This window comes from Maribacter sedimenticola (assembly GCF_900188415.1).
Lineage (GTDB): Bacteria > Bacteroidota > Bacteroidia > Flavobacteriales > Flavobacteriaceae > Maribacter > Maribacter sedimenticola.
Genome location: NZ_FZNV01000007.1, coordinates 106,503 through 126,305, shown reverse-complemented (window position 1 = coordinate 126,305; position 19,803 = coordinate 106,503). Strand labels below are relative to the sequence as shown.

Below are 19,803 nucleotides of genomic sequence, written 5' to 3'. Positions count from 1 at the left end.
CCATTGCTTTTAAGCCTTCAGAAAACTAACAACAAGACCAAGAATTATATATTTTTCATAAAATACTAGGTTTTTAAATTTTTCTGCCTTTATATTTGTAGCTCAAAGTTCACACACGTATTGAATAGTTATCAAGAAAGGTGGAGGGATTAGACCCTTTGAAACCTTAGCAACCCTTTGTTCCATACAAAGAAGGTGCTACATTCTACCCTTAGGGGAAGGATAACAGTAATCGATTTTCTCGATATTACTTTCTTATAACTTTTTGATTTTACTTACTCACATTTTTATGTGGTTAAGTTGGGCTTTTTAATTATTAAAATAATTTTTAAAAACAACAAAATCATGAGTAATCACAAATTAGCAACAAACGCATTACACGCAGGTCACGACACCACTACAAATGGAGGTACAAGGGCAGTGCCTATTTATCAAACATCATCGTATGTATTTAATGATACCGATCATGCGGCAAACTTATTTTCACTTAAAGAACTAGGGTTTATTTACACACGTTTGAACAATCCTACCAATCAAATTTTACAAGACAGATTGGCTGCTGTTGAAGGTGGTATTGGTGCAGTAGTCTTTGCATCTGGTACTGCTGCTATTTCTACAGGTTTATTGACCTTGTTAAAAGCGGGCGATCATATTGTAGCATCTAGCAGTTTATACGGTGGCACCTTTAATTTGTTGAATGTTACCCTACCAAGATTCGGCATTACGACCACCTTTGTAGATGCATCTGACCCAAAGAACTTTACCGATGCCGTAAAGGATAATACAAGGGCTTTCTTTGTGGAATCTTTAGGTAACCCGAAATTGGATGTGTTGGATCTAAAAGGGATCTCAAAGGAGTCTAAAGCGGCTGGAGTACCATTTATAGTAGATAACACTGTGGCTACACCTTCATTGTTAAATCCTATTGAGCACGGTGCCAACTTGGTCATTCATTCATTGACAAAATATATTGGCGGTCAAGGAACGTCTTTAGGTGGCGCAATTATAGATGCCGGTACCTTCGATTGGACCAACGGAAAATTCCCTGAATTCACGGAACCATCTGCAGGTTACCACGGTTTGGTATATAGCGAGGCATTAGGCGCGGCAGCATTTACCTTTAAATTGATATTGGAAGGTTTACGTGATTTTGGTGGGGCATTGAGTCCGTTTAACGCTTTCCAAATTATACAAGGTTTAGAGACTTTGCCGGTACGTATAAAGCAACACAGTGCAAATGCATTGGAATTGGCCACCTGGTTAGAAGGTAGGGAAGAAGTGGCTTGGGTAAATTATCCAGGATTGAAGAGCAATAAATACTATGATTTGGCACAAGAATACTTGCCAAAAGGTCAAAGCGGATTGGTTACCTTTGGTATCAAGGGCGGTTTTGAAGCGGCTAAAAAGGTTACCGATGCCACTAAGATATTTTCATTACTTGCCAATATTGGTGACACCAAATCATTGATCATTCATCCGGCTAGTACTACCCACCAGCAATTAACCGCAGAGCAGCAAGAAGGTGCAGGTGTAGGGCAGGATTTAATTCGTTTGTCGGTAGGTCTTGAAGATATAGAAGATTTAAAAGCAGATTTAGAGCAGGCATTTGCCAGTCTTTAATATAGGTTGCCATATAGTCAACAACCGGTCACTGAGCGTAGCCGAAGTGATCGGTGGTTTAAGAAAAAAAGAATATTGGTGGCGGCTGAGCCTAGCCGAAGTCATTGAATGTTCAAGAATATATTATTTTACATGTGGTGGCTGAGCGTAGTCGAAGCTCAGCCACAAATTGATTTTGAAATAGATGTTACATCAACTACAGATTAAAAAATACAAGACCCTAAGCGGTAGTACTCAAGATATTCAATTATCGTATCAGGTATTTGGAAAAAAATTACATACTGCACCCATTATATTGGTGAACCATGCATTAACGGGCAATTCTAATGTTACCGGAGAAAATGGTTGGTGGTCTGCCTTGATCGGAGAAGAAAAGTGTATAGATACCAACAAGTACACTATTTTGGCATTCAACATTCCGGGTAATGGTCATGATAAGTTTGTAATCGAGAACTATAAGGATTTTGTAGCCGGTGATGTAGCTAAAATATTTTTATTGGGCCTACAGCAGTTAAAAGTAGAGCGTTTGTTTGCATTGATCGGTGGATCTTTAGGTGGTGGTATCGCTTGGGAAATGGCAGCATTGCACCCAACGCTGACAGAACATTTGATTCCTGTGGCATCTGACTGGAAATCGACCGATTGGTTAATAGCCAATTGCCAAATACAGGAACAGTTTTTAGTGAACTCTAAACAACCTGTGCATGATGCCCGTATGCATGCCATGTTATGTTATAGGACCCCGGCTTCCTTTAAAGAGCGATTTAAACGAAGTACCAATGAGGAGCTTAAGGTTTTTAATGTAGAAAGTTGGTTAATGCACCATGGAGATAAGCTACAAGAGCGTTTTCAATTGTCTGCGTATAAGTTGATGAATCAATTGTTAAAGACCATTGATGTTACTAGGGATGGTGATGAGAATTTCATTAAACTACAAAATAGCGATACCAATATTCATATAATCGGGGTAGATTCCGATATGTTCTTTACCGCCCAAGAAAACAAAGATACCTTTAAGCAATTGGCGCAGGCAAAGAGTAATGTTACCTATGGTGAAGTACAATCTTTGCATGGGCATGATGCCTTTTTGATCGAGTTTGATCAGATGGAAAAATTGCTGACCGGTATTTTTAATGCCAACGGTAATATCAAGAAAATCAAAATCTTAAAATTTGGTGGTAAATCGTTAAGCAATGGCGAGGGACTTGAGCGTGTTTTGGATATCGTGACACAAAAGGTCAAGAACAATGAGAATGTAGCCATGGTGGTTTCCGCCAGGGAAAAGGCTACGGATCAGCTAGAGGATATGCTAGAGAAAGCAGCCAAGGAAAAAGATTATAGGTCAGATTTTGAAGCGCTGGAGAAGTATCAAAAACATACCTATTCCAACGTAAATCTATCTGCGGAATTCAAGGGCTTGGCAAAGCTGTATGAAGGAGTTTCCTTGTTGGGAGATTATAGTGCCAAAATAAAAGATGAGGTGTTGGCGTATGGCGAGTTGATCTCTGCCAAACTGGTAACCAAGCTATTGATCGGTAAAGGAATCAATGCCAAACTTGTAGATACTCGTGAAGTCATTAAGACCGATGATACCTTTGGTGACGCCAAGGTACTTGAAAATGAATCCAAAGAATTGGTGCTTTTAAAATTTGCAGAAATTCCGAGTGATACGGTAGCGGTAGTTACAGGTTTTATAGCTTCTACAGTGGAGAACGAGACAACTACTTTAGGTAGGAACGGTAGTAACTATTCCGCCGCATTATTGGCTAATTTCTTAGATGCCGAAGAATTACAGAATTATACCCATGTTGATGGTATTTATACTGCAAATCCTGATTATGTGCCGGAGGCGAAAAGACTGGCTAACCTATCTTATGAAGAAGCAAATGAGCTTGCCAATTTTGGAGCTACTATTTTACATGCCAAAACCATAATTCCCTTAATCGAGAAGAACATTCCGTTACGTATTTTAAATACCTATAATGATGATAATGAGGGTACTTTAATAAGCGCTAAATCCAGTAAAGAAGGTATAAAGTCGCTCTCGGTTATAGAAGATGTTGCTATGATCAATATAGAAGGTCGTGGCTTGTTAGGGAAAGTAGGGGTAGATGCCCGTATTTTTAAAGCCTTACAATCTAGCAATATTAGTGTGAGTATTATTTCCCAAGGATCATCTGAAAGGGGAATAGGACTTGTGGTGAAAAAGGATAAGGCAAAAAGGGCAAAGCTGGCACTGGAAAATGAGTTTAGCAACGATTTTGAATCAAAGGATGTAAATATGATTACGGTGATGGATGATGTATCTATCATATCTATCGTAGGTCAAGATTTAAGTACTTTTCACAATCCTTTCAATGCATTGATCAAAAACCAGATTGTACCGTTGTTGTTCAATAATACGGTATCTGGCAAGAACGTAAGTTTGGTGGTGAAGAAATCGGATTTGTATAAGGCGGTCAACGTTATGCACGGTCAGGTGTTCGGCATCAGCAAGAAAATTAATATTTTGATTTTCGGTCACGGGAATGTAGGCGGTACGTTAATAGAGCAGATTTTAAAATCGGCAAAGTCCATAAAAGAGCGCAAGAAATTAGACCTAAGGGTTTTTGGAATTGCAAACTCTAAAAAAATATTGTTGAATGAAAAGGGTATTGCCAAGAATTGGAAAACACAACTGGAGCAGAAAGGAAAACCGTATAAGGTTGATGACGTCTTTGAATTTGCAAAGCGTCACCATTTAGAGAACCTTATTGTAATTGATAATACGGCAAGTAAAGATTTCGTAGCCAACTATTTTGAATTTGTAGAGCATGGTTTTGATATTGTGTCATCTAACAAAATTGCCAATACCTTGCGTTACGATTTTTATCAGTTATTGAGGGAAGAATTGCAAAAAAATCAAAAGCAATATCTGTACGAAACCAATGTAGGAGCAGGATTGCCATTGATTGATACCATTAAGTTGTTACATTTATCCGGAGAGAATATAACAAGGATAAAAGGCGTGTTCTCAGGTTCTTTAAGTTATATTTTCAATACATTCTCAGAAGTGGATGTACCTTTTTCATCGATTTTGAAAGATGCAATGCAAAAAGGATTTACAGAGCCTGATCCACGTGAAGATCTTTCTGGAAATGATGTTGGGCGTAAATTATTGATTTTAGCACGTGAACTGGATTTGCATAATGAGTTTGCAGATATCAATATTGAAAACCTGATACCTAAAAAACTACAAGATGGTGAGGTAGATTTCTTCTTGCAGCATTTAGAAGTGTTGGATACCAAGTTCAATGAAATTAAGAAGAACCAAAAACCAGACCATGTATTGCGTTATGTAGGTGATCTGCATGGCAATCTTCAGAAAGAGAAAGGAGTATTAGATGTTAAATTGGTCTCCGTACCCAAAGAAAGTGCCCTGGGGCAAGTAAAAGGGTCGGATTCCATAATAGAGATCTATACGGAATCTTACGGTGAAAATCCGTTAGTAATACAAGGCGCAGGTGCAGGCGCAGCAGTAACAGCAAGAGGTGTCTTTGGGGATATATTGCGAATAGCGGAGAAAGGGTAATGGATAGTACGAAGTACAAAGTACAAAGTATATGAAAGTAGAAATAGGAATAGAGAAGAATTAGTGTAATGAAAAAAAACAACAATAAATTTGAAACGAACGCAATACGTACACAATTAAAACGAAGCGAAAATTTGGAGCATTCCGTTCCATTGTATTTGACCTCTAGTTTTGTATTTGAAGACGCTGAAGATATGCGTGCTTCGTTCGCTGAGGAAAAAGATCGTAATATATACTCAAGATATTCTAACCCTAATTCATCTGAATTTATAGAAAAGGTATGCCAAATGGAAGGAGCGGAGAGCGGATTTGCTTTTGCATCGGGGATGGCAGCTGTATTTTCAACATTGGCAGCGTTGTTAGATAGTGGAGATCATGTGTTATCGGCAAGAAGTATTTTTGGTTCTACGCATTCGTTGTTTACCAACTTTTTTCCAAAGTGGAATATTGATCATACATACTTTAAAATAGATGAGTTAGAAAAAATTGAAGGTCTAATTACACCAAAGACAAAAATCATCTATGCGGAAACGCCTACCAATCCAGGTGTTGATGTATTGGATTTGGAGGAATTGGGTAAAATTGCCAAAAAGAATAATCTAATTTTAATCATAGATAATTGTTTTGCATCACCTTACTTACAACAGCCCATTAAATTTGGGGCGGACTTGGTCATACATTCCGGTACCAAACTAATGGATGGTCAAGGTAGGGTATTGGCAGGTATTACCGTTGGTAGTGCGGATTTGATGGATAAGGTGTATCGTTTCTCACGAATTACCGGTCCGGCACTTTCACCTTTCAATGCCTGGGTTCTTTCTAAAAGTTTAGAAACACTGGCAATAAGAGTCGACAGACATTGTGATAATGCTTTAAAGTTAGCCGAATATTTAGAAGCGAGCGATAAGGTAAACTGGGTAAAATATCCATTTTTAAAATCGCACCCTAAATATGAAATTGCAAAAAAGCAGATGAAAGCGGGTGGTTGTGTAGTAGCCTTTGAAGTTAAAGGCGGTTTAGAAGCGGGTAGGGAGTTTTTCGATTCCATTAAACTATTATCCCTTTCTGCCAATTTAGGAGATTCAAGAACTATCGTTACGCATCCGGCATCTACAACGCATAGTAAATTAAGTGTAGAGGAACGTGCTGCAGTGGGCATATCAGATGGTACGGTCAGAATTTCTGTAGGCCTGGAACATATAGACGATATCATAGCGGATATTGCTCAGGCCTTAGGCTAAAAGATATAGTGATTAAAACAAAAAAAGCCCGGCACGTACCGGGCTTTTTTTGTTATATAAGCTGAGTTATTTTGTCAATGTCATATTATAAGTTGCACTAACACTTGTTGTAGCACCGAAGAAATCTACAGTTTCGTCAATTGTATAGCGCAGGGACATTTTATTATCCGTAAGTTCTGTAATGGTAAAGCCTACTTCCTCATCACCAGTGCCAAAATATAGGGTACTGCCATCTAGTCTCCATGCATCACTTTCAAAAAAGTCTTCACCGGTTTCTTCTTCGGTCGATGTTTCTCCCATAACCGTAGTGGTAGTTACAGTGGTATAAGAACCTTCACTAGTTACAATGTTAGGGTCTTTTGAAAAAGTAACCACAGTATTAAAATCCTTACCAACCGCGGTGAAAGTTGTAGGTATAGAAGTGCCGTCTAAATTAGTATCTGATCTACCATCTTTTGTTTCAAGTGCGGTCAAGTTCCATGTACCTGTAATTTCAGATTCACTGGCGTTTAAGGTTTCACCCTCATCGTTAGAACAGGATAAGTTTATCAAAGTGAACGTAACCAAAAGGGTCAAAACGAATATTTTTCTCATAAGGGAATAGCTTGTTAGCGTATGTAAAACGTTAAATTGAACCTTCAAGTATTTTATCAATATTTTTTTATTTGGCTATCTTAGCGTTATGCTCTCTAAAAAGACAAAATACGGATTAAAGGCCCTATCATATTTAGCCTTACAGGTTGATAAAAAGCCTGTGCAGATATCAGAAATTGCCGAAAAGGAAAATATCTCACAAAAATTCTTGGAAAGTATTTTATTGAGCTTGCGAAAAACAGGGTTTTTAGGTTCTAAAAAAGGAAAGGGCGGCGGATATTATTTATTGAAATCTCCAGAGGAAATATCCATGACAGATGTAATGAGAGTACTGGAGGGTCCTATTTCTATGGTACCTTGTGTAAGCTTAAACTTTTATGAAACCTGTGATGATTGTCCGGATGAACAAACTTGTTCCGTTCATAAATTAATGCTGCAGGTGCGTGATAGTACTTTGGAGGTTTACAGAAAAAATACTTTAAAGGATTTAATTTCTTAATTACAGCCCATATAAATTCTCGGTATTAGGTGTTTTCGTGTTGAGGAATCTCAAATTTTCATGCCCTTTTGTTATTAATCTACTAAATCTATAGGGTAATAGAAATTTATCTCAATTTTTGACGACTACTTTGAAAATATATACTATTTTTGAAAACTCTATTAAATTAGTAGGGTAATAAAAATTAAAGTAAAGATGATTGCAGATCAACTTATAATAAATAAAAAAGAGTCTAAGACTACCTATAAAGAGGATAAAACCTCAGAAAAGCCTTTACGAAGTGTAGCAAAGGCATTTAGTTGGAGAGTAATAGGAACTTTGGACACTTTGGTAATATCATACATACTTACAGGTAAAATTTCTCTTGCCGCATCTATTGCTTCCATTGATTTTGTAACGAAAATGGTATTGTACTTTTTTCATGAAAGAATCTGGAATTTAGTAAAGTGGGGTAAATAATAAACTTAGGGCAATGGCATTAACAGCAGCACAAGTTCAACAATTGAACGTTCAATTTAAAGGGATACCGCCGGAAGAAATTATTTCTTGGGCCGTAAAACACGGGCAGACTCCTGTGGTTACCACCAATTTTAGACCATACGAAGTGGCTATTTTGCACGCCGTTTCAGAAGTGAAAAAAGATATTCCTGTAGTTTGGTGCGATACGGGGTACAATACGCCCAAAACATATAAACATGCAGAAGAGTTGATCGAAAGGTTGAGCTTGAACATAAAATTATATGTACCAAAACAAACCACCGCGCATAGAGATGCCGTAATGGGTATACCGCAAATAGATGATCCTAGGCATGCAGAGTTTACCGAGCAGGTAAAGTTGGAGCCGTTTAAAAGGGCAATGGCAGATTTTAAGCCAGATGTTTGGTTTACTAATCTTAGAAAAGGTCAGACTGCACACAGGGATAGTTTGGATATATTAAGCCTAAGTAAAGATGGGGTTTTAAAAGTGAGTCCGTTCTACCATTGGAACGATACCCAATTAGATACCTATTTAAAAAAATATAACCTACCTAACGAGCATAACTATTTTGATCCTACCAAAGTGTTGGCAAATAGGGAGTGCGGGTTACATAGTTAATCATAGGTAGTAGAAAAAATAAAGATAATTGATCTAAAAAATTAGAATGAGTAATACAAGCACCGAGTTGGAAGTAACACCATCCACTGAACTTTTGCAGGATACATCCCATATCAATGCCCTTGAAAATGAGGCCATTTATATCATTAGGGAGGTCGCAGCTCAGTTTGAAAAGCCTGTACTGTTGTTTTCGGGAGGAAAAGACTCGATCACATTGGTACGTTTGGCGCAGAAGGCATTTTGGCCATCAAAAATTCCTTTCCCTTTAATGCATATTGATACAGGTCATAACTTTCCTGAAACCATAGAATTTAGAGATAGGTTGGTAGAAGAGTTAGGTCTAGAATTGATTGTACGTAATGTACAGGATTCTATTGATCAAGGTAAGGTGAAAGAAGAATCAGGTAGGTATTCAAGTAGAAATAGCTTGCAGACAACGACGTTGTTAGATGCCATTGAGGAATTTAAGTTCGACGCTTGTATTGGTGGAGCTCGTAGAGATGAAGAAAAGGCACGTGCAAAAGAACGTATATTTTCTGTTCGTGATGATTTTGGTCAGTGGGACGAGCGTAATCAGCGTCCGGAATTGTTCGATATGTTGAACGGACAAATAGAATTAGGACAGAACGTAAGAGTGTTCCCTATTTCTAACTGGACGGAGTTAGATGTTTGGTCCTATATTAAAGAGGAACAAATTGAAATTCCTTCTATCTATTTTGCACATAAGCGTAAAACTTTCTTGAGGGATGGTATGATCTGGTCCGCGGAAGATGGTATCGTTTTTAGGGAAGAAGATGAGGTAGTAGAAGAGCGTTTGGTGCGTTTTCGTACCGTAGGCGATATGTCCTGTACAGCAGCCGTTCTTTCAGATGCTGAAACGATCGATAAGGTAGTAGAGGAAATTAGGGATTCATCCATTTCAGAGCGTGGCGCGCGTATAGACGATAAGCGTTCAGAAGCGGCAATGGAAAAAAGAAAACAACAAGGATATTTTTAATCTGGTTGATAGTTGTTAGTTGTTCGTTGATGGTAGATCGCGAATAAAACTAACAACCAACAACCGACAACGAACAACGAAATTGGAAGTACTAAAAATAGCAACAGCAGGTAGTGTAGATGACGGTAAAAGTACCTTGATTGGGAGAATATTGTATGATACAAAGTCACTGACCAGCGATAAATTAGAGGCAATAGAAAAAACCAGTAAGCAAAAGGGATATGATTATTTAGATTTCTCTTTGGCAACAGATGGTCTGGTAGCGGAACGTGAGCAAGGCATCACGATCGATGTGGCCCATATCTATTTCTCAACGGCAAAGAAAAGTTACATTATAGCAGATACACCTGGGCACGTAGAATATACGCGTAACATGGTGACCGGAGCTTCAACTTCACAAGCGGCGATTATTTTGATCGATGCACGTAAAGGGGTAATAGAGCAAACTAATAGACACTTTTTTATCAATAACCTATTACGTATAAAAGATGTAGTGGTAGCTATTAATAAGATGGATCTGGTAGACTATTCTGAAGAAACTTACAATGCAATTAAAGCTGATTTTGAGGCATTGATGGCAAAGAGAGATTATCAAGATCAGAAAATCACTTTTATTCCTGTAAGCGCGTTGAAAGGGGATAACGTAGTAAACTTGTCAGACAAGACCCCTTGGTATAAAGGTCAGTCTTTGTTAGAGCATTTTGAAGCATTGGATAGAAAGGATATTTTCAATGTGGGTACACCACGTTTTCCGGTGCAATATGTTATCCGTCCAAAAACGGATGAGCACCATGATTTTAGAGGATTTGCCGGTAAAGTATATGGTGGCGAATTAAGCGTAGGAGATGAGGTAGTGGCGCTTCCATCACAGACACGCTCTAAAATAAAGGATATTTATTTTCATGACAAAAAATATAAAACGGCATCAAGGAGATCATCGGTAACCATAACATTGGAAGATGAAATTAATTTGAGTCGCGGAGATATGTTAGTAAAAGCGGGCGATCTGCCAACGGTAGACAAGCAATTTACGGCAACGATCTCTTGGATGGATTCATTGCCTTTGGCGGCCGGTAATAAATATATTGTTCAGCATGGTGTCAATAAAGTATTGGCGAAGGTAGAGCAAGTTCATCATAAGATCGCTCCGGATTATTCTGGTATAGATGAGAAAACGGAGTCTTTGGGCATGAATGATATTGCTCAAGTGAGTTTCCGTTTGAATAAACCAATTTTCTATGATCAATTTAAAAATCACAGAACAAACGGTTCATTTATATTGATTGATACAAAATCCAACAGTACCGTAGGTGCAGGATTCATAAGTTAATATAAACATGTCAATTTTATATTGACTGTTTTTATTAAGTCTATAAAATCTATAGGCAAAATATAGTAATAATTTACATCGGTATTTATACTGAACATTTAATACTAAGCAATGCAAAGTTTTAGAACAGAATTAGAAAATCAGGTAGTTGAAAAGGATATTCTTGAATTGGAACGTAAAATTCATGAGTTTCATGGTGGCAAGCTAGATGAAGAAAAATTTAGAAGTCTTCGATTGGCACGTGGTGTTTACGGACAGCGTCAAGAAGGGGTTCAAATGATTCGTATAAAGTTGCCTTATGGTAAGGTGACCTCTAAGCAGTTGCTTCGTATTTGTGATGTATCGGACGAATATTCTACAGGTAGATTGCATATTACCACACGCCAAGATATTCAGATCCACTATGTAGATTTGAATAGAACGCCGCAGTTGTGGGCAGAATTGGAGAAAGATGAAATTACCTTAAGGGAAGCCTGTGGTAACACGGTACGTAACGTAACCGCAAGTGAAACGGCTGGTATTGATGTTGATGAACCTTTTGATGTTTCACCATATGCAAACGCATTATTTCAGTATTTCCTTAGAAATCCTGTAAGTCAAGAAATGGGACGTAAGTTCAAAGTTTCTTTTTCCGCAAGTGATGCAGATACCGGTTTGTCCTATATGCATGATTTGGGCTTTATTGCCAAATTACAAAATGGCGAAGTAGGTTTTAAAGTAATGCTTGGTGGCGGATTGGGTTCACAACCACGACATGCCGATGAGTTGTATAGCTTTTTGCCTGCGGATCAGATAATTCCTTTAATGGAAACCGTAGTTCGTGTTTTTGACCGTTACGGTGAGCGTAAAAGTAGAGCTAAAGCTAGAATGAAATTCTTGTTGAAAGATTTAGGTCTTGACGGATTTAAAGAGCTTTTGGCGGCAGAGAAAACGGCGGTACCTTTTGATACTTTTCCAATAGACCCAGAGGCATATCCTAAGGTAAAGGTGTCGGAGTTAGAGGTTCCGGCAGTAGAAATTAGTGACGTAAAAGCTTTTGAACAATGGAAATCTACCAACGTAATACCACAAAAACAACCAGGTTATGTTGCTTTGGGTATTAAAGTGTTATTAGGTGATTTCTATACGGATAAGGCACGTTTATTGGCAAACTTGGTACAGAAATATGCAGCGGGTGAGTTAAGATTGTCCTTACGTCAAAACATTTTGATTCCTTTCGTAAAAGAAGACAACGTAGCATTCTTTTATACTGAATTGGAAAAGTTAGGTTTTGTTGAGGCTGGTTATAATAAGGCTCTTGATATCACGGCTTGTCCGGGTACGGATACCTGTAACCTGGGAATTGCAAGTAGTACGGGAATTGCAGAGGAACTGGAAAGAGTGATTAAAACAGAATACCCAGATTATATTAATAACGATGATGTTGTTATAAAAATCAGTGGTTGTATGAATGCCTGTGGGCAGCACAATATGGCAAATATTGGTTTTCAGGGCATGTCGGTTCGTACAAAGGATAAATTGGTAGCTCCAGCGCTTCAGGTATTGTTGGGCGGTAGCAATGATGGTAACGGTAACGGTCGTTTTGCGGACAAAGTGGTGAAAGTGCCAAGTAAAAGAGGTCCGGAAGCACTGCGTTTGATCTTAAATGATTTTGATGCCAATGGTGGAGATCTATCGTTCCCGGATTATTATGCCGAAAAAGGACAAATGTATTTCTATGATTTTCTTACGCCATTATCATCAATAGATGACTTAACGCCAGAAGACTTTATAGATTGGGGTAATACGGAGCGTTATGAAAAAGCTATCGGTGTAGGTGAATGTGCAGGTGTTGTTATCGACTTGATCGCAACATTACTTTTTGAAAGTGAAGAGAAAATTCAGAATGCACAAGAAATGTTCGATGCCGAAAAATGGTCTGCCAGTATCTATCACGCATATTCTTCTATGGTAAACTCCGCTAAGGCAATGTTGACCGCTGAAAATACAAAAGTGAATACCCACGCAAGTATCATTAAGGATTTTGATGAGAAATTTGTTGCCGATGGCAGAATTGCCGTAGCCGGCGGATTTGAAAAATTGGTACTTCAATTAAATCAGAACGAGCCAACAAAAGAATTTGCACAATCGTACATAAAGGATGCGAAAGAATTTTTGGAGAGTGTAGAAAAGTTCAGACAGCAAGAATTGGCAGAAGCATAGATAATGGCAAATCATTTACAACATATAAAGAAACCTAAGTTAACCGTAGTTGGTGCAGGACCAGGTGATGTAGAGCTGATCACGTTAAAAGCGATCAGAACGCTGGAAAATGCCGATGTGGTTTTGTATGATGCTTTGGTGAACGAGGAATTGCTGGATTATGCCAAGAATGCGGAATTGATTTTTGTAGGTAAACGCAAAGGATGCTATGCATATCAACAAGAGCAGATTAATGAGCTTATTGTGAGCAGGGCAAAATCTAACGGACATGTGGTGCGGTTAAAAGGAGGAGATCCTTTTGTATTCGGTCGCGGTTCGGAAGAAATGGAATATGCCGCCTCGCATGGTTTGCAAGTAGCCATGGTACCAGGTATATCGTCAAGTTTGAGTGTACCTGCATATCAAAACATTCCGGTAACAAAAAGAGGTTCTTCAGAAAGTTTTTGGGTAATAACAGGAACTACAAAAGAGCATAAACTATCAACTGATGTTGCCTTAGCTGCAAAAAGTAGTGCTACGGTAGTCATATTGATGGGGATGTCAAAACTCCCTCAGATAGTGGAATTATTTAAGTCTGAAGGTAAATCGGAATTGCCGATAGCTATAATTCAGAACGGAACACGAAAGGACGAAAAAATAGGAATTGCGACTATAGATACCATAGTTGATGTGGTGGAAAAAGAAAAGCTTTCTAATCCTGCGATCATTATCATAGGAGAAGTAGTTAGACATCGTGAAGCGTTAGCGGAGGCGACGCATAAGTTTGCTGAAGAAAATGTCAGTTTTGTTGAAGTAAATAAAGCATAGCAAATTTAGTAAAGGATAAGTATATAGATTAAGTAAAATTAAAAGAAGCTAAAAAGTAGTTGTATAGAATGATGTCAACTTTGTAGAATTACTTTTTACTAAAAAGAGAATTATGATTAAAACAGATATGCTCATTATAGGAGCGGGACCTACCGGATTGTTCACGGTATTTGAAGCAGGATTATTAAAGTTGAAAACGCATTTAATAGATGCATTGCCACAACCAGGTGGTCAGTGTTCAGAGATATATCCTAAAAAGCCTATCTATGATATTCCTGCATTTCCAGAAATTTTGGCAGGTACTTTGGTAGATAACCTTATGGAGCAGATAAAGCCTTTTGAACCAGGATTCACTTTGGGAGAAAGAGCGGAAACGCTAGATAAGTTAGAAGATGGTTCTTTTGTTGTAACAACGAATAAAGGAACAAAGCACAATGCGCCTGTAGTGGTAATTGCTGGGGGTCTAGGTTCTTTTGAACCAAGAAAACCACCTATTTCTAACATTGTAAACTTTGAAGATACAGGTGTTTCCTATATGATCAAGGATCCAGAAGTATATCGCGATAAAAAAGTGGTCATTGCCGGTGGTGGTGATTCTGCCTTGGACTGGGCTATATTTTTGACCGATGTAGCGGCAGAAGTAACCTTGGTACACAGAAGGGATGAATTTAGAGGAGCACTGGATTCCGTTGAGAAAGCATCAGAACTGGCGAAACTGGGTAAAATCAAGTTGATTACCAAAGCTGAGGTAAAAGAACTACATGGTGAAAATGAACTTAAGGCAGTGGTTATTAAGCACACCGACAAGGAAAAAGAAGATACGTATTTAGAAGTGGATAATTTTATTCCTTTATTCGGTCTGTCTCCTAAATTAGGTCCTATAGGTGATTGGGGCTTGGAAATTCAGAAAAATGCCATTAAGGTAAATAACGCAAAAGATTACCAGACCAACATACCGGGAGTATATGCCATTGGCGATGTAAATACTTATGAAGGTAAGCTGAAATTGATACTTTCAGGGTTTCACGAAGCAGCCGTTATGTGTCAATATGCATACCAACAGATCAACCCTGGTAAACGTTTTGTCATGAAATATACCACCGTAGGTGGGGTAGAAGGTTTTGACGGTTCTAAGAAAGAAGCTAAGAAAGAGGTGGTACAGAGTATCGCATAACTTATTTATTTGGTTAGTATGACCTCCGGATGCTTATGGTGTACGGAGGTTTTTTTATGACAATTTTTGAAAATTTCGTGGGCTAAAAAACCTATTGAAGTTTTGGTTAAGAACGGGTAGTACCGTTACTTTGCAATTCGTTCCTGAATAGATTGAACTGTTATCAAGAAAGGCGGAGGGACTAGACCCTGTGAAACCTTGGCAACCCTTTCCAAAATGGAAAAGAAGGTGCTACATTCTATCCTGTAAATAAGGACAGATAACTGAAGAAAGAACGTTTCCCATTCCTTTCCTTACTTGGTTTCACAATAAAATAAAGCGAACATAGAACTTGTTATAGCGCAAAATGAAGGATATAAAAGAAATATTAAAAGAGCGAATCCTGATCTTGGACGGTGCCATGGGTACTATGCTGCAACGGTATAAGTTTACCGAAGAGGATTTTAGGGGAGAACGTTTTAAGGATTGGGAACACCCCTTACAAGGTAATAATGATTTATTGTCATTGACCCAGCCAGATGCAATTGCGGATGTACATCGTAAATATTTTGCTGCCGGGGCAGATATTGTAGAGACCAATACCTTTTCCGGGACTACGATTGCTATGGCAGATTATTTCATGGAAGATTTGGTGTATGAGCTCAACTATGAATCTGCGCGTATTGCTAAAATGGTAGCAGATGAATTTACTGCAAAAGAACCAAATAAACCTCGTTTTGTAGCCGGTAGTATTGGGCCCACCAATAAAACGGCAAGTATGTCGCCCGATGTTAATGACCCAGGTTACAGGGCTATTTCTTTTGAAGAGTTGCGTGTGGCCTATAAACAACAGGTGGAAGCTTTGTTAGATGGCGGAGCGGATATTTTATTGGTAGAGACCATATTCGATACACTTAATGCAAAGGCGGCATTATTTGCCATAGAAGAAGTTAAAGAGGAAAGAAATATAGATGTTCCCATAATGGTTAGTGGTACTATTACCGATGCATCCGGTAGAACGTTATCGGGTCAAACGGCCGAGGCATTTTTAATATCCATATCCCACATTCCTATTTTATCGGTTGGGTTTAATTGTGCTTTAGGTGCAAACCAGTTGGTGCCTCATTTAGAGGTGTTGTCCACCAAAAGTGAACATGCGGTCTCAGCGCACCCCAATGCCGGTTTGCCAAATGCATTTGGAGAGTACGACGAAACTCCAGAGCAAATGGCGGAACAGATCAAAGAATACGCGGAAAAAGGATTGGTAAATATAGTTGGGGGTTGTTGCGGAACCACTCCGGAACATATTACTGCGATTGCTGAGGTGGTAGCCAAGTATGAACCTAGAAAGTTGACAGTTGTCGGTAAATAAATCGTTTTTCGTTGCTCGTTAATGGTTTATCGTGGTTTTTTAAATATGATATGGATTATAAAGAATTAGATATTTGGGTGCAGGCTAGGATGTTGGTGAAAACAGTATATGTTTTGACGAAGTCCTTTCCACAAGATGAGCAATTTTCTTTAACCTCACAGGTTAGAAGATGTGTTATATCTGTTCCTTCAAATATTGCTGAAGGTTGTGGAAGACAATCCAATAAAGAAACAATTCATTTTTTACATATTGCTAGAGGCTCCTTATTCGAGTTGGAAACCCAGTTGATTTTAGCAGGAGATTTAAATTATATTTCAGATACAGATATCGTTTTAAAAGAAATAGAAAGAGTGAAAAAGTTGTTGAACGGATTCATAAATTATCACAAGAAGTTATGAGTAAAGAGAACGAACAACGAACAACGAATAACGAACAACGTTTTCTAAAGCTTAGCGGCCTAGAACCCCTAATTGTTACCCCAGAAACGAACTTCATAAACGTTGGTGAGCGAACAAACGTTGCGGGTTCAAAAAAGTTTCTTCGTTTAGTAAAAGAGGAAAAGTTTGAAGAGGCATTGGCAGTGGCTAGGGAGCAGGTTGAAAATGGTGCCCAGGTTATTGATATTAACATGGATGACGGATTGATCGATGGTAAACAGGCCATGGTGAAATTTTTAAACCTTGTTATATCGGAGCCGGATATTTCTCGTGTGCCAATTATGATCGACAGTTCTAAATGGGAAATCATTGAAGCCGGTCTGCAAGTTGTTCAAGGTAAATGTGTGGTAAATTCCATTAGCTTAAAAGAGGGCGAAGAACAATTTATACACCACGCCAAACTCATAAAAAGATATGGTGCCGCGGTAATCGTTATGGCTTTTGATGAGGTGGGTCAGGCAGATAATTATGACCGTAGAATTGAAATAGCAAAACGTTCGTATGATGTTTTGGTGAACAAGGTAAACTTTGCGCCAGAGGATATCATTTTCGATTTAAATATTTTTCCAGTAGCAACGGGAATGGATGAGCATAAATTAAATGCTGTCGATTTTATTGAAGCTACAAGATGGGTGCGTGAAAACTTGCCACATGCCAGTGTAAGTGGTGGAGTTAGTAATGTTTCGTTTTCATTTAGGGGCAATAACCCGGTGCGTGAGGCTATGCACTCGGTCTTCTTGTACCACGCTATAAAAGCGGGTATGAACATGGGTATTGTAAATCCGAGTATGCTAGAGGTGTATGATGATATTCCTAAAGATTTATTGGAGCATGTAGAAGACGTTATCTTAAATAGAAGAGATGATGCAACGGAGCGTTTGCTGGATTTTGCCGAATCTGTAGTTGGTAAAACCAAGGAAAGTAAAATAGATCTATCGTGGCGAGAAGAACCTTTACAAGAGCGTATTACCCGTGCCTTGGTAAAAGGTATAGATCAATATATTATTGAAGATGTTGAAGAAGCCAGATTGGCTGCCAATAAACCAATTGAAGTTATTGAGGGCAACCTAATGACGGGTATGAATGTGGTGGGCGATTTATTCGGTAGCGGAAAAATGTTCTTGCCGCAGGTGGTAAAGTCTGCCCGAGTGATGAAGAAGGCGGTAGCTTATTTGTTACCCTATATTGAAGAAGAAAAGTTGTTGAATCCTCAAATAGGGGATACCGATAATGCCGGTAAGATATTAATGGCAACCGTAAAGGGAGATGTTCATGATATCGGTAAAAATATTGTAGGTGTAGTACTGGCGTGCAATAATTATGAAATCGTTGATCTAGGCGTAATGGTGCCACCGGAAAAAATTATTGCGGCAGCCATTGAGCATAATGTAGATATTATAGGGCTTAGCGGATTAATTACGCCGTCATTGGATGAAATGGTGCACTTGGCAAAGGAAATGGAACGTAAAAATTTCAAGATTCCGTTGTTGATCGGTGGTGCAACGACCAGTAAGGCGCATACCGCGGTAAAGATTGATCCACAATACAAAGAGGCGGTCGTTCATGTAAACGATGCTTCTAGAGCGGTAACCGTGGTGGGCGATTTATTGCAGAAAGAAACATCTACAAGCTATAAGAAAAGTATAAAAGATGATTATGGTGTGTTTAGGGAAAAGTTCTTGAACCGTTCATCTAGTAAAACATATAAGCCAATTTCTGCGGCACGGAGAAATAAGTTTAAAATAGATTGGAAAACTTCTGAAATTGTAAAGCCGAACAAATTGGGTATTCAGGTGATCGAAGATTTAGATCTGAATCTTTTGGTACCCTATATAGATTGGACTCCCTTCTTCAGAAGTTGGGAACTGCATGGTAAATACCCGGCAATATTGACCGATGAGGTTGTTGGGGAACAAGCAACCGATTTATTCGCAGACGCTCAAGAGATGCTGAACAAGATAATTTCCGAAAAGAAATTAAAGGCTAAAGGTATTTTTGGACTGTTCCCTGCGAACTCTATTAATGACGATGATATTTTAGTTGATACTAGTTCAAGTTTAGATGGGAATACTGGGTCGCTTAGCGGAGCCGTAGCGGATGAGAACCATACTTTCCGTACCCTTCGTCAACAATTAGAACGTAGGGAAGGGGTTGCGGATTATGCCTTGGCAGATTTTATTGCTCCAAAAGAATCTGGGAAACAAGACTACATAGGTTGTTTCTGTGTATCCACAGGTTTTGGAACGGCAGAATTGGCGGCACAGTATGAGAAAGATCTGGATGATTATAACTCCATCATGGTAAAAGCTTTGGCGGATCGTTTGGCCGAAGCATTTGCCGAGTATTTGCATAAAGAGGTAAGGACCAAACATTGGGGTTATGCTGCCAATGAGGATTTGAGCAATGAAGATTTAATCAAGGAGTCTTATAAGGGTATTCGTCCTGCGCCTGGTTACCCTGCCTGTCCCGATCACTTGGAGAAATTGACCATTTGGGATGTTCTTAAAGTAAAGGAAACCATAGGTGTGGAATTGACGGATAGTCTTGCCATGTGGCCTGCGGCATCTGTAAGCGGGTATTATTTTGGTAACCCGCAGGCCCGCTATTTTGGACTTGGAAAGATTAAGGAAGATCAGGTAAAGGATTTTGCGGAACGAAAGGGGATTTCGTTTGAAGAAGCGGAAAAATGGCTTGCGCCAAATATAGTGGACTAATGCGTTAGGGATTGCAGCGGCATCTTTTTCTATTTTTGAACGAAGTCCGGGTCAAGTTTAAATGTTTGATCAAATAGAAAAAATATAGCGTAAAGCCCGCCCGAACGCCCAAAAGGAAATAAAGTAAAAGTTTAAAAGAAAAGTCGATTACATATAAACCGACCAACTTA

General features: G+C 38.7%; 15 protein-coding genes and 2 riboswitches. Of the genes, 14 read left to right on the top strand and 1 reads right to left on the bottom strand.

What is annotated here, in order from left to right:
* The first annotated feature begins 125 nt into the window (after positions 1-125).
* Positions 126-229: riboswitch (SAM riboswitch) on the top strand.
* 116 nt (positions 230-345) lie between these two features.
* From CHB68_RS15895 to CHB68_RS15885, 3 genes are all read left to right on the top strand, one after another.
* Positions 346-1,620, top strand: a complete 1,275-nt coding sequence (locus CHB68_RS15895) for an O-acetylhomoserine aminocarboxypropyltransferase/cysteine synthase family protein (RefSeq protein ID WP_089262493.1) — start codon at positions 346-348, stop codon at positions 1,618-1,620.
* Positions 1,621-1,804: 184 nt separating this feature from the next.
* The gene (thrA, locus tag CHB68_RS15890) at positions 1,805-5,191 is read left to right on the top strand and encodes a bifunctional aspartate kinase/homoserine dehydrogenase I (RefSeq protein ID WP_089262434.1); all 3,387 of its coding nucleotides are present in this window, start codon (positions 1,805-1,807) and stop codon (positions 5,189-5,191) included.
* 68 nt (positions 5,192-5,259) lie between these two features.
* The gene (locus tag CHB68_RS15885; protein WP_089262432.1) at positions 5,260-6,432 is read left to right on the top strand and encodes a trans-sulfuration enzyme family protein; all 1,173 of its coding nucleotides are present in this window, start codon (positions 5,260-5,262) and stop codon (positions 6,430-6,432) included.
* A 66-nt stretch (positions 6,433-6,498) separates the two neighbouring features.
* On the opposite strand, the gene CHB68_RS15880 is transcribed toward CHB68_RS15885, so the two are convergent.
* Positions 6,499-7,026: a hypothetical protein gene (locus CHB68_RS15880; protein ID WP_089262430.1), complete on the bottom strand. Its 528-nt coding sequence runs from the start codon at positions 7,024-7,026 to the stop codon at positions 6,499-6,501.
* Between the two features lie 88 nt (positions 7,027-7,114).
* On the opposite strand from CHB68_RS15880, the gene CHB68_RS15875 reads away from it, so the two are divergent.
* From CHB68_RS15875 to metH, 11 genes are all read left to right on the top strand, one after another.
* Positions 7,115-7,525 carry an RrF2 family transcriptional regulator gene (locus CHB68_RS15875; RefSeq protein WP_089262428.1) on the top strand — a complete coding sequence of 137 codons (411 nt, stop codon included), beginning with the start codon at positions 7,115-7,117 and terminating at the stop codon, positions 7,523-7,525.
* A gap of 195 nt (positions 7,526-7,720) precedes the next feature.
* Positions 7,721-7,984, top strand: a complete 264-nt coding sequence (locus CHB68_RS15870) for a DUF2061 domain-containing protein (RefSeq protein ID WP_089262426.1) — start codon at positions 7,721-7,723, stop codon at positions 7,982-7,984.
* A 13-nt stretch (positions 7,985-7,997) separates the two neighbouring features.
* On the top strand, positions 7,998-8,621 hold the full coding sequence (locus CHB68_RS15865) for a phosphoadenosine phosphosulfate reductase domain-containing protein (protein ID WP_089262424.1): 624 nt from the start codon (positions 7,998-8,000) through the stop codon (positions 8,619-8,621).
* A 46-nt stretch (positions 8,622-8,667) separates the two neighbouring features.
* Entirely contained in the window at positions 8,668-9,618 is a 951-nt protein-coding gene (cysD, locus tag CHB68_RS15860) for a sulfate adenylyltransferase subunit CysD (RefSeq protein WP_245838967.1), read from the top strand.
* An 82-nt stretch (positions 9,619-9,700) separates the two neighbouring features.
* Entirely contained in the window at positions 9,701-10,948 is a 1,248-nt protein-coding gene (locus tag CHB68_RS15855; RefSeq protein WP_058105362.1) for a sulfate adenylyltransferase subunit 1, read from the top strand.
* Between the two features lie 111 nt (positions 10,949-11,059).
* The gene (locus CHB68_RS15850; RefSeq protein ID WP_089262422.1) at positions 11,060-13,150 is read left to right on the top strand and encodes a HEPN domain-containing protein; all 2,091 of its coding nucleotides are present in this window, start codon (positions 11,060-11,062) and stop codon (positions 13,148-13,150) included.
* A 3-nt stretch (positions 13,151-13,153) separates the two neighbouring features.
* Complete coding sequence (gene cobA / locus CHB68_RS15845; RefSeq protein ID WP_089262420.1) at positions 13,154-13,957, top strand: uroporphyrinogen-III C-methyltransferase; 804 nt, start codon at positions 13,154-13,156, stop codon at positions 13,955-13,957.
* Positions 13,958-14,069: 112 nt separating this feature from the next.
* Entirely contained in the window at positions 14,070-15,131 is a 1,062-nt protein-coding gene (locus tag CHB68_RS15840; RefSeq protein ID WP_071340185.1) for an NAD(P)/FAD-dependent oxidoreductase, read from the top strand.
* Between the two features lie 157 nt (positions 15,132-15,288).
* Positions 15,289-15,397, top strand: a riboswitch (SAM riboswitch).
* An 80-nt stretch (positions 15,398-15,477) separates the two neighbouring features.
* The gene (locus tag CHB68_RS15835; RefSeq protein ID WP_089262418.1) at positions 15,478-16,482 is read left to right on the top strand and encodes a homocysteine S-methyltransferase family protein; all 1,005 of its coding nucleotides are present in this window, start codon (positions 15,478-15,480) and stop codon (positions 16,480-16,482) included.
* Positions 16,483-16,532: 50 nt separating this feature from the next.
* Positions 16,533-16,880 carry a four helix bundle protein gene (locus tag CHB68_RS15830; protein WP_058105322.1) on the top strand — a complete coding sequence of 116 codons (348 nt, stop codon included), beginning with the start codon at positions 16,533-16,535 and terminating at the stop codon, positions 16,878-16,880.
* The gene (metH, locus tag CHB68_RS15825; protein ID WP_245838966.1) at positions 16,877-19,633 is read left to right on the top strand and encodes a methionine synthase; all 2,757 of its coding nucleotides are present in this window, start codon (positions 16,877-16,879) and stop codon (positions 19,631-19,633) included. The genes CHB68_RS15830 and metH overlap by 4 nt, the downstream gene beginning before the upstream one ends.
* The last annotated feature ends 170 nt before the right edge of the window (positions 19,634-19,803 follow it).

Bases quoted from the DNA above. Each gene is read 5' to 3' on its own strand.
- CHB68_RS15895 (WP_089262493.1), top strand. From the start codon at position 346: ATGAGTAATCACAAATTAGCAACAAACGCATTACACGCAGGTCACGAC.
- thrA (WP_089262434.1), top strand. From the start codon at position 1,805: ATGTTACATCAACTACAGATTAAAAAATACAAGACCCTAAGCGGTAGT.
- CHB68_RS15885 (WP_089262432.1), top strand. From the start codon at position 5,260: ATGAAAAAAAACAACAATAAATTTGAAACGAACGCAATACGTACACAA.
- CHB68_RS15880 (WP_089262430.1), bottom strand. From the start codon at position 7,026: ATGAGAAAAATATTCGTTTTGACCCTTTTGGTTACGTTCACTTTGATA.
- CHB68_RS15875 (WP_089262428.1), top strand. From the start codon at position 7,115: ATGCTCTCTAAAAAGACAAAATACGGATTAAAGGCCCTATCATATTTA.
- CHB68_RS15870 (WP_089262426.1), top strand. From the start codon at position 7,721: ATGATTGCAGATCAACTTATAATAAATAAAAAAGAGTCTAAGACTACC.
- CHB68_RS15865 (WP_089262424.1), top strand. From the start codon at position 7,998: ATGGCATTAACAGCAGCACAAGTTCAACAATTGAACGTTCAATTTAAA.
- cysD (WP_245838967.1), top strand. From the start codon at position 8,668: ATGAGTAATACAAGCACCGAGTTGGAAGTAACACCATCCACTGAACTT.
- CHB68_RS15850 (WP_089262422.1), top strand. From the start codon at position 11,060: ATGCAAAGTTTTAGAACAGAATTAGAAAATCAGGTAGTTGAAAAGGAT.
- cobA (WP_089262420.1), top strand. From the start codon at position 13,154: ATGGCAAATCATTTACAACATATAAAGAAACCTAAGTTAACCGTAGTT.
- CHB68_RS15840 (WP_071340185.1), top strand. From the start codon at position 14,070: ATGATTAAAACAGATATGCTCATTATAGGAGCGGGACCTACCGGATTG.
- CHB68_RS15835 (WP_089262418.1), top strand. From the start codon at position 15,478: ATGAAGGATATAAAAGAAATATTAAAAGAGCGAATCCTGATCTTGGAC.
- CHB68_RS15830 (WP_058105322.1), top strand. From the start codon at position 16,533: ATGGATTATAAAGAATTAGATATTTGGGTGCAGGCTAGGATGTTGGTG.
- metH (WP_245838966.1), top strand. From the start codon at position 16,877: ATGAGTAAAGAGAACGAACAACGAACAACGAATAACGAACAACGTTTT.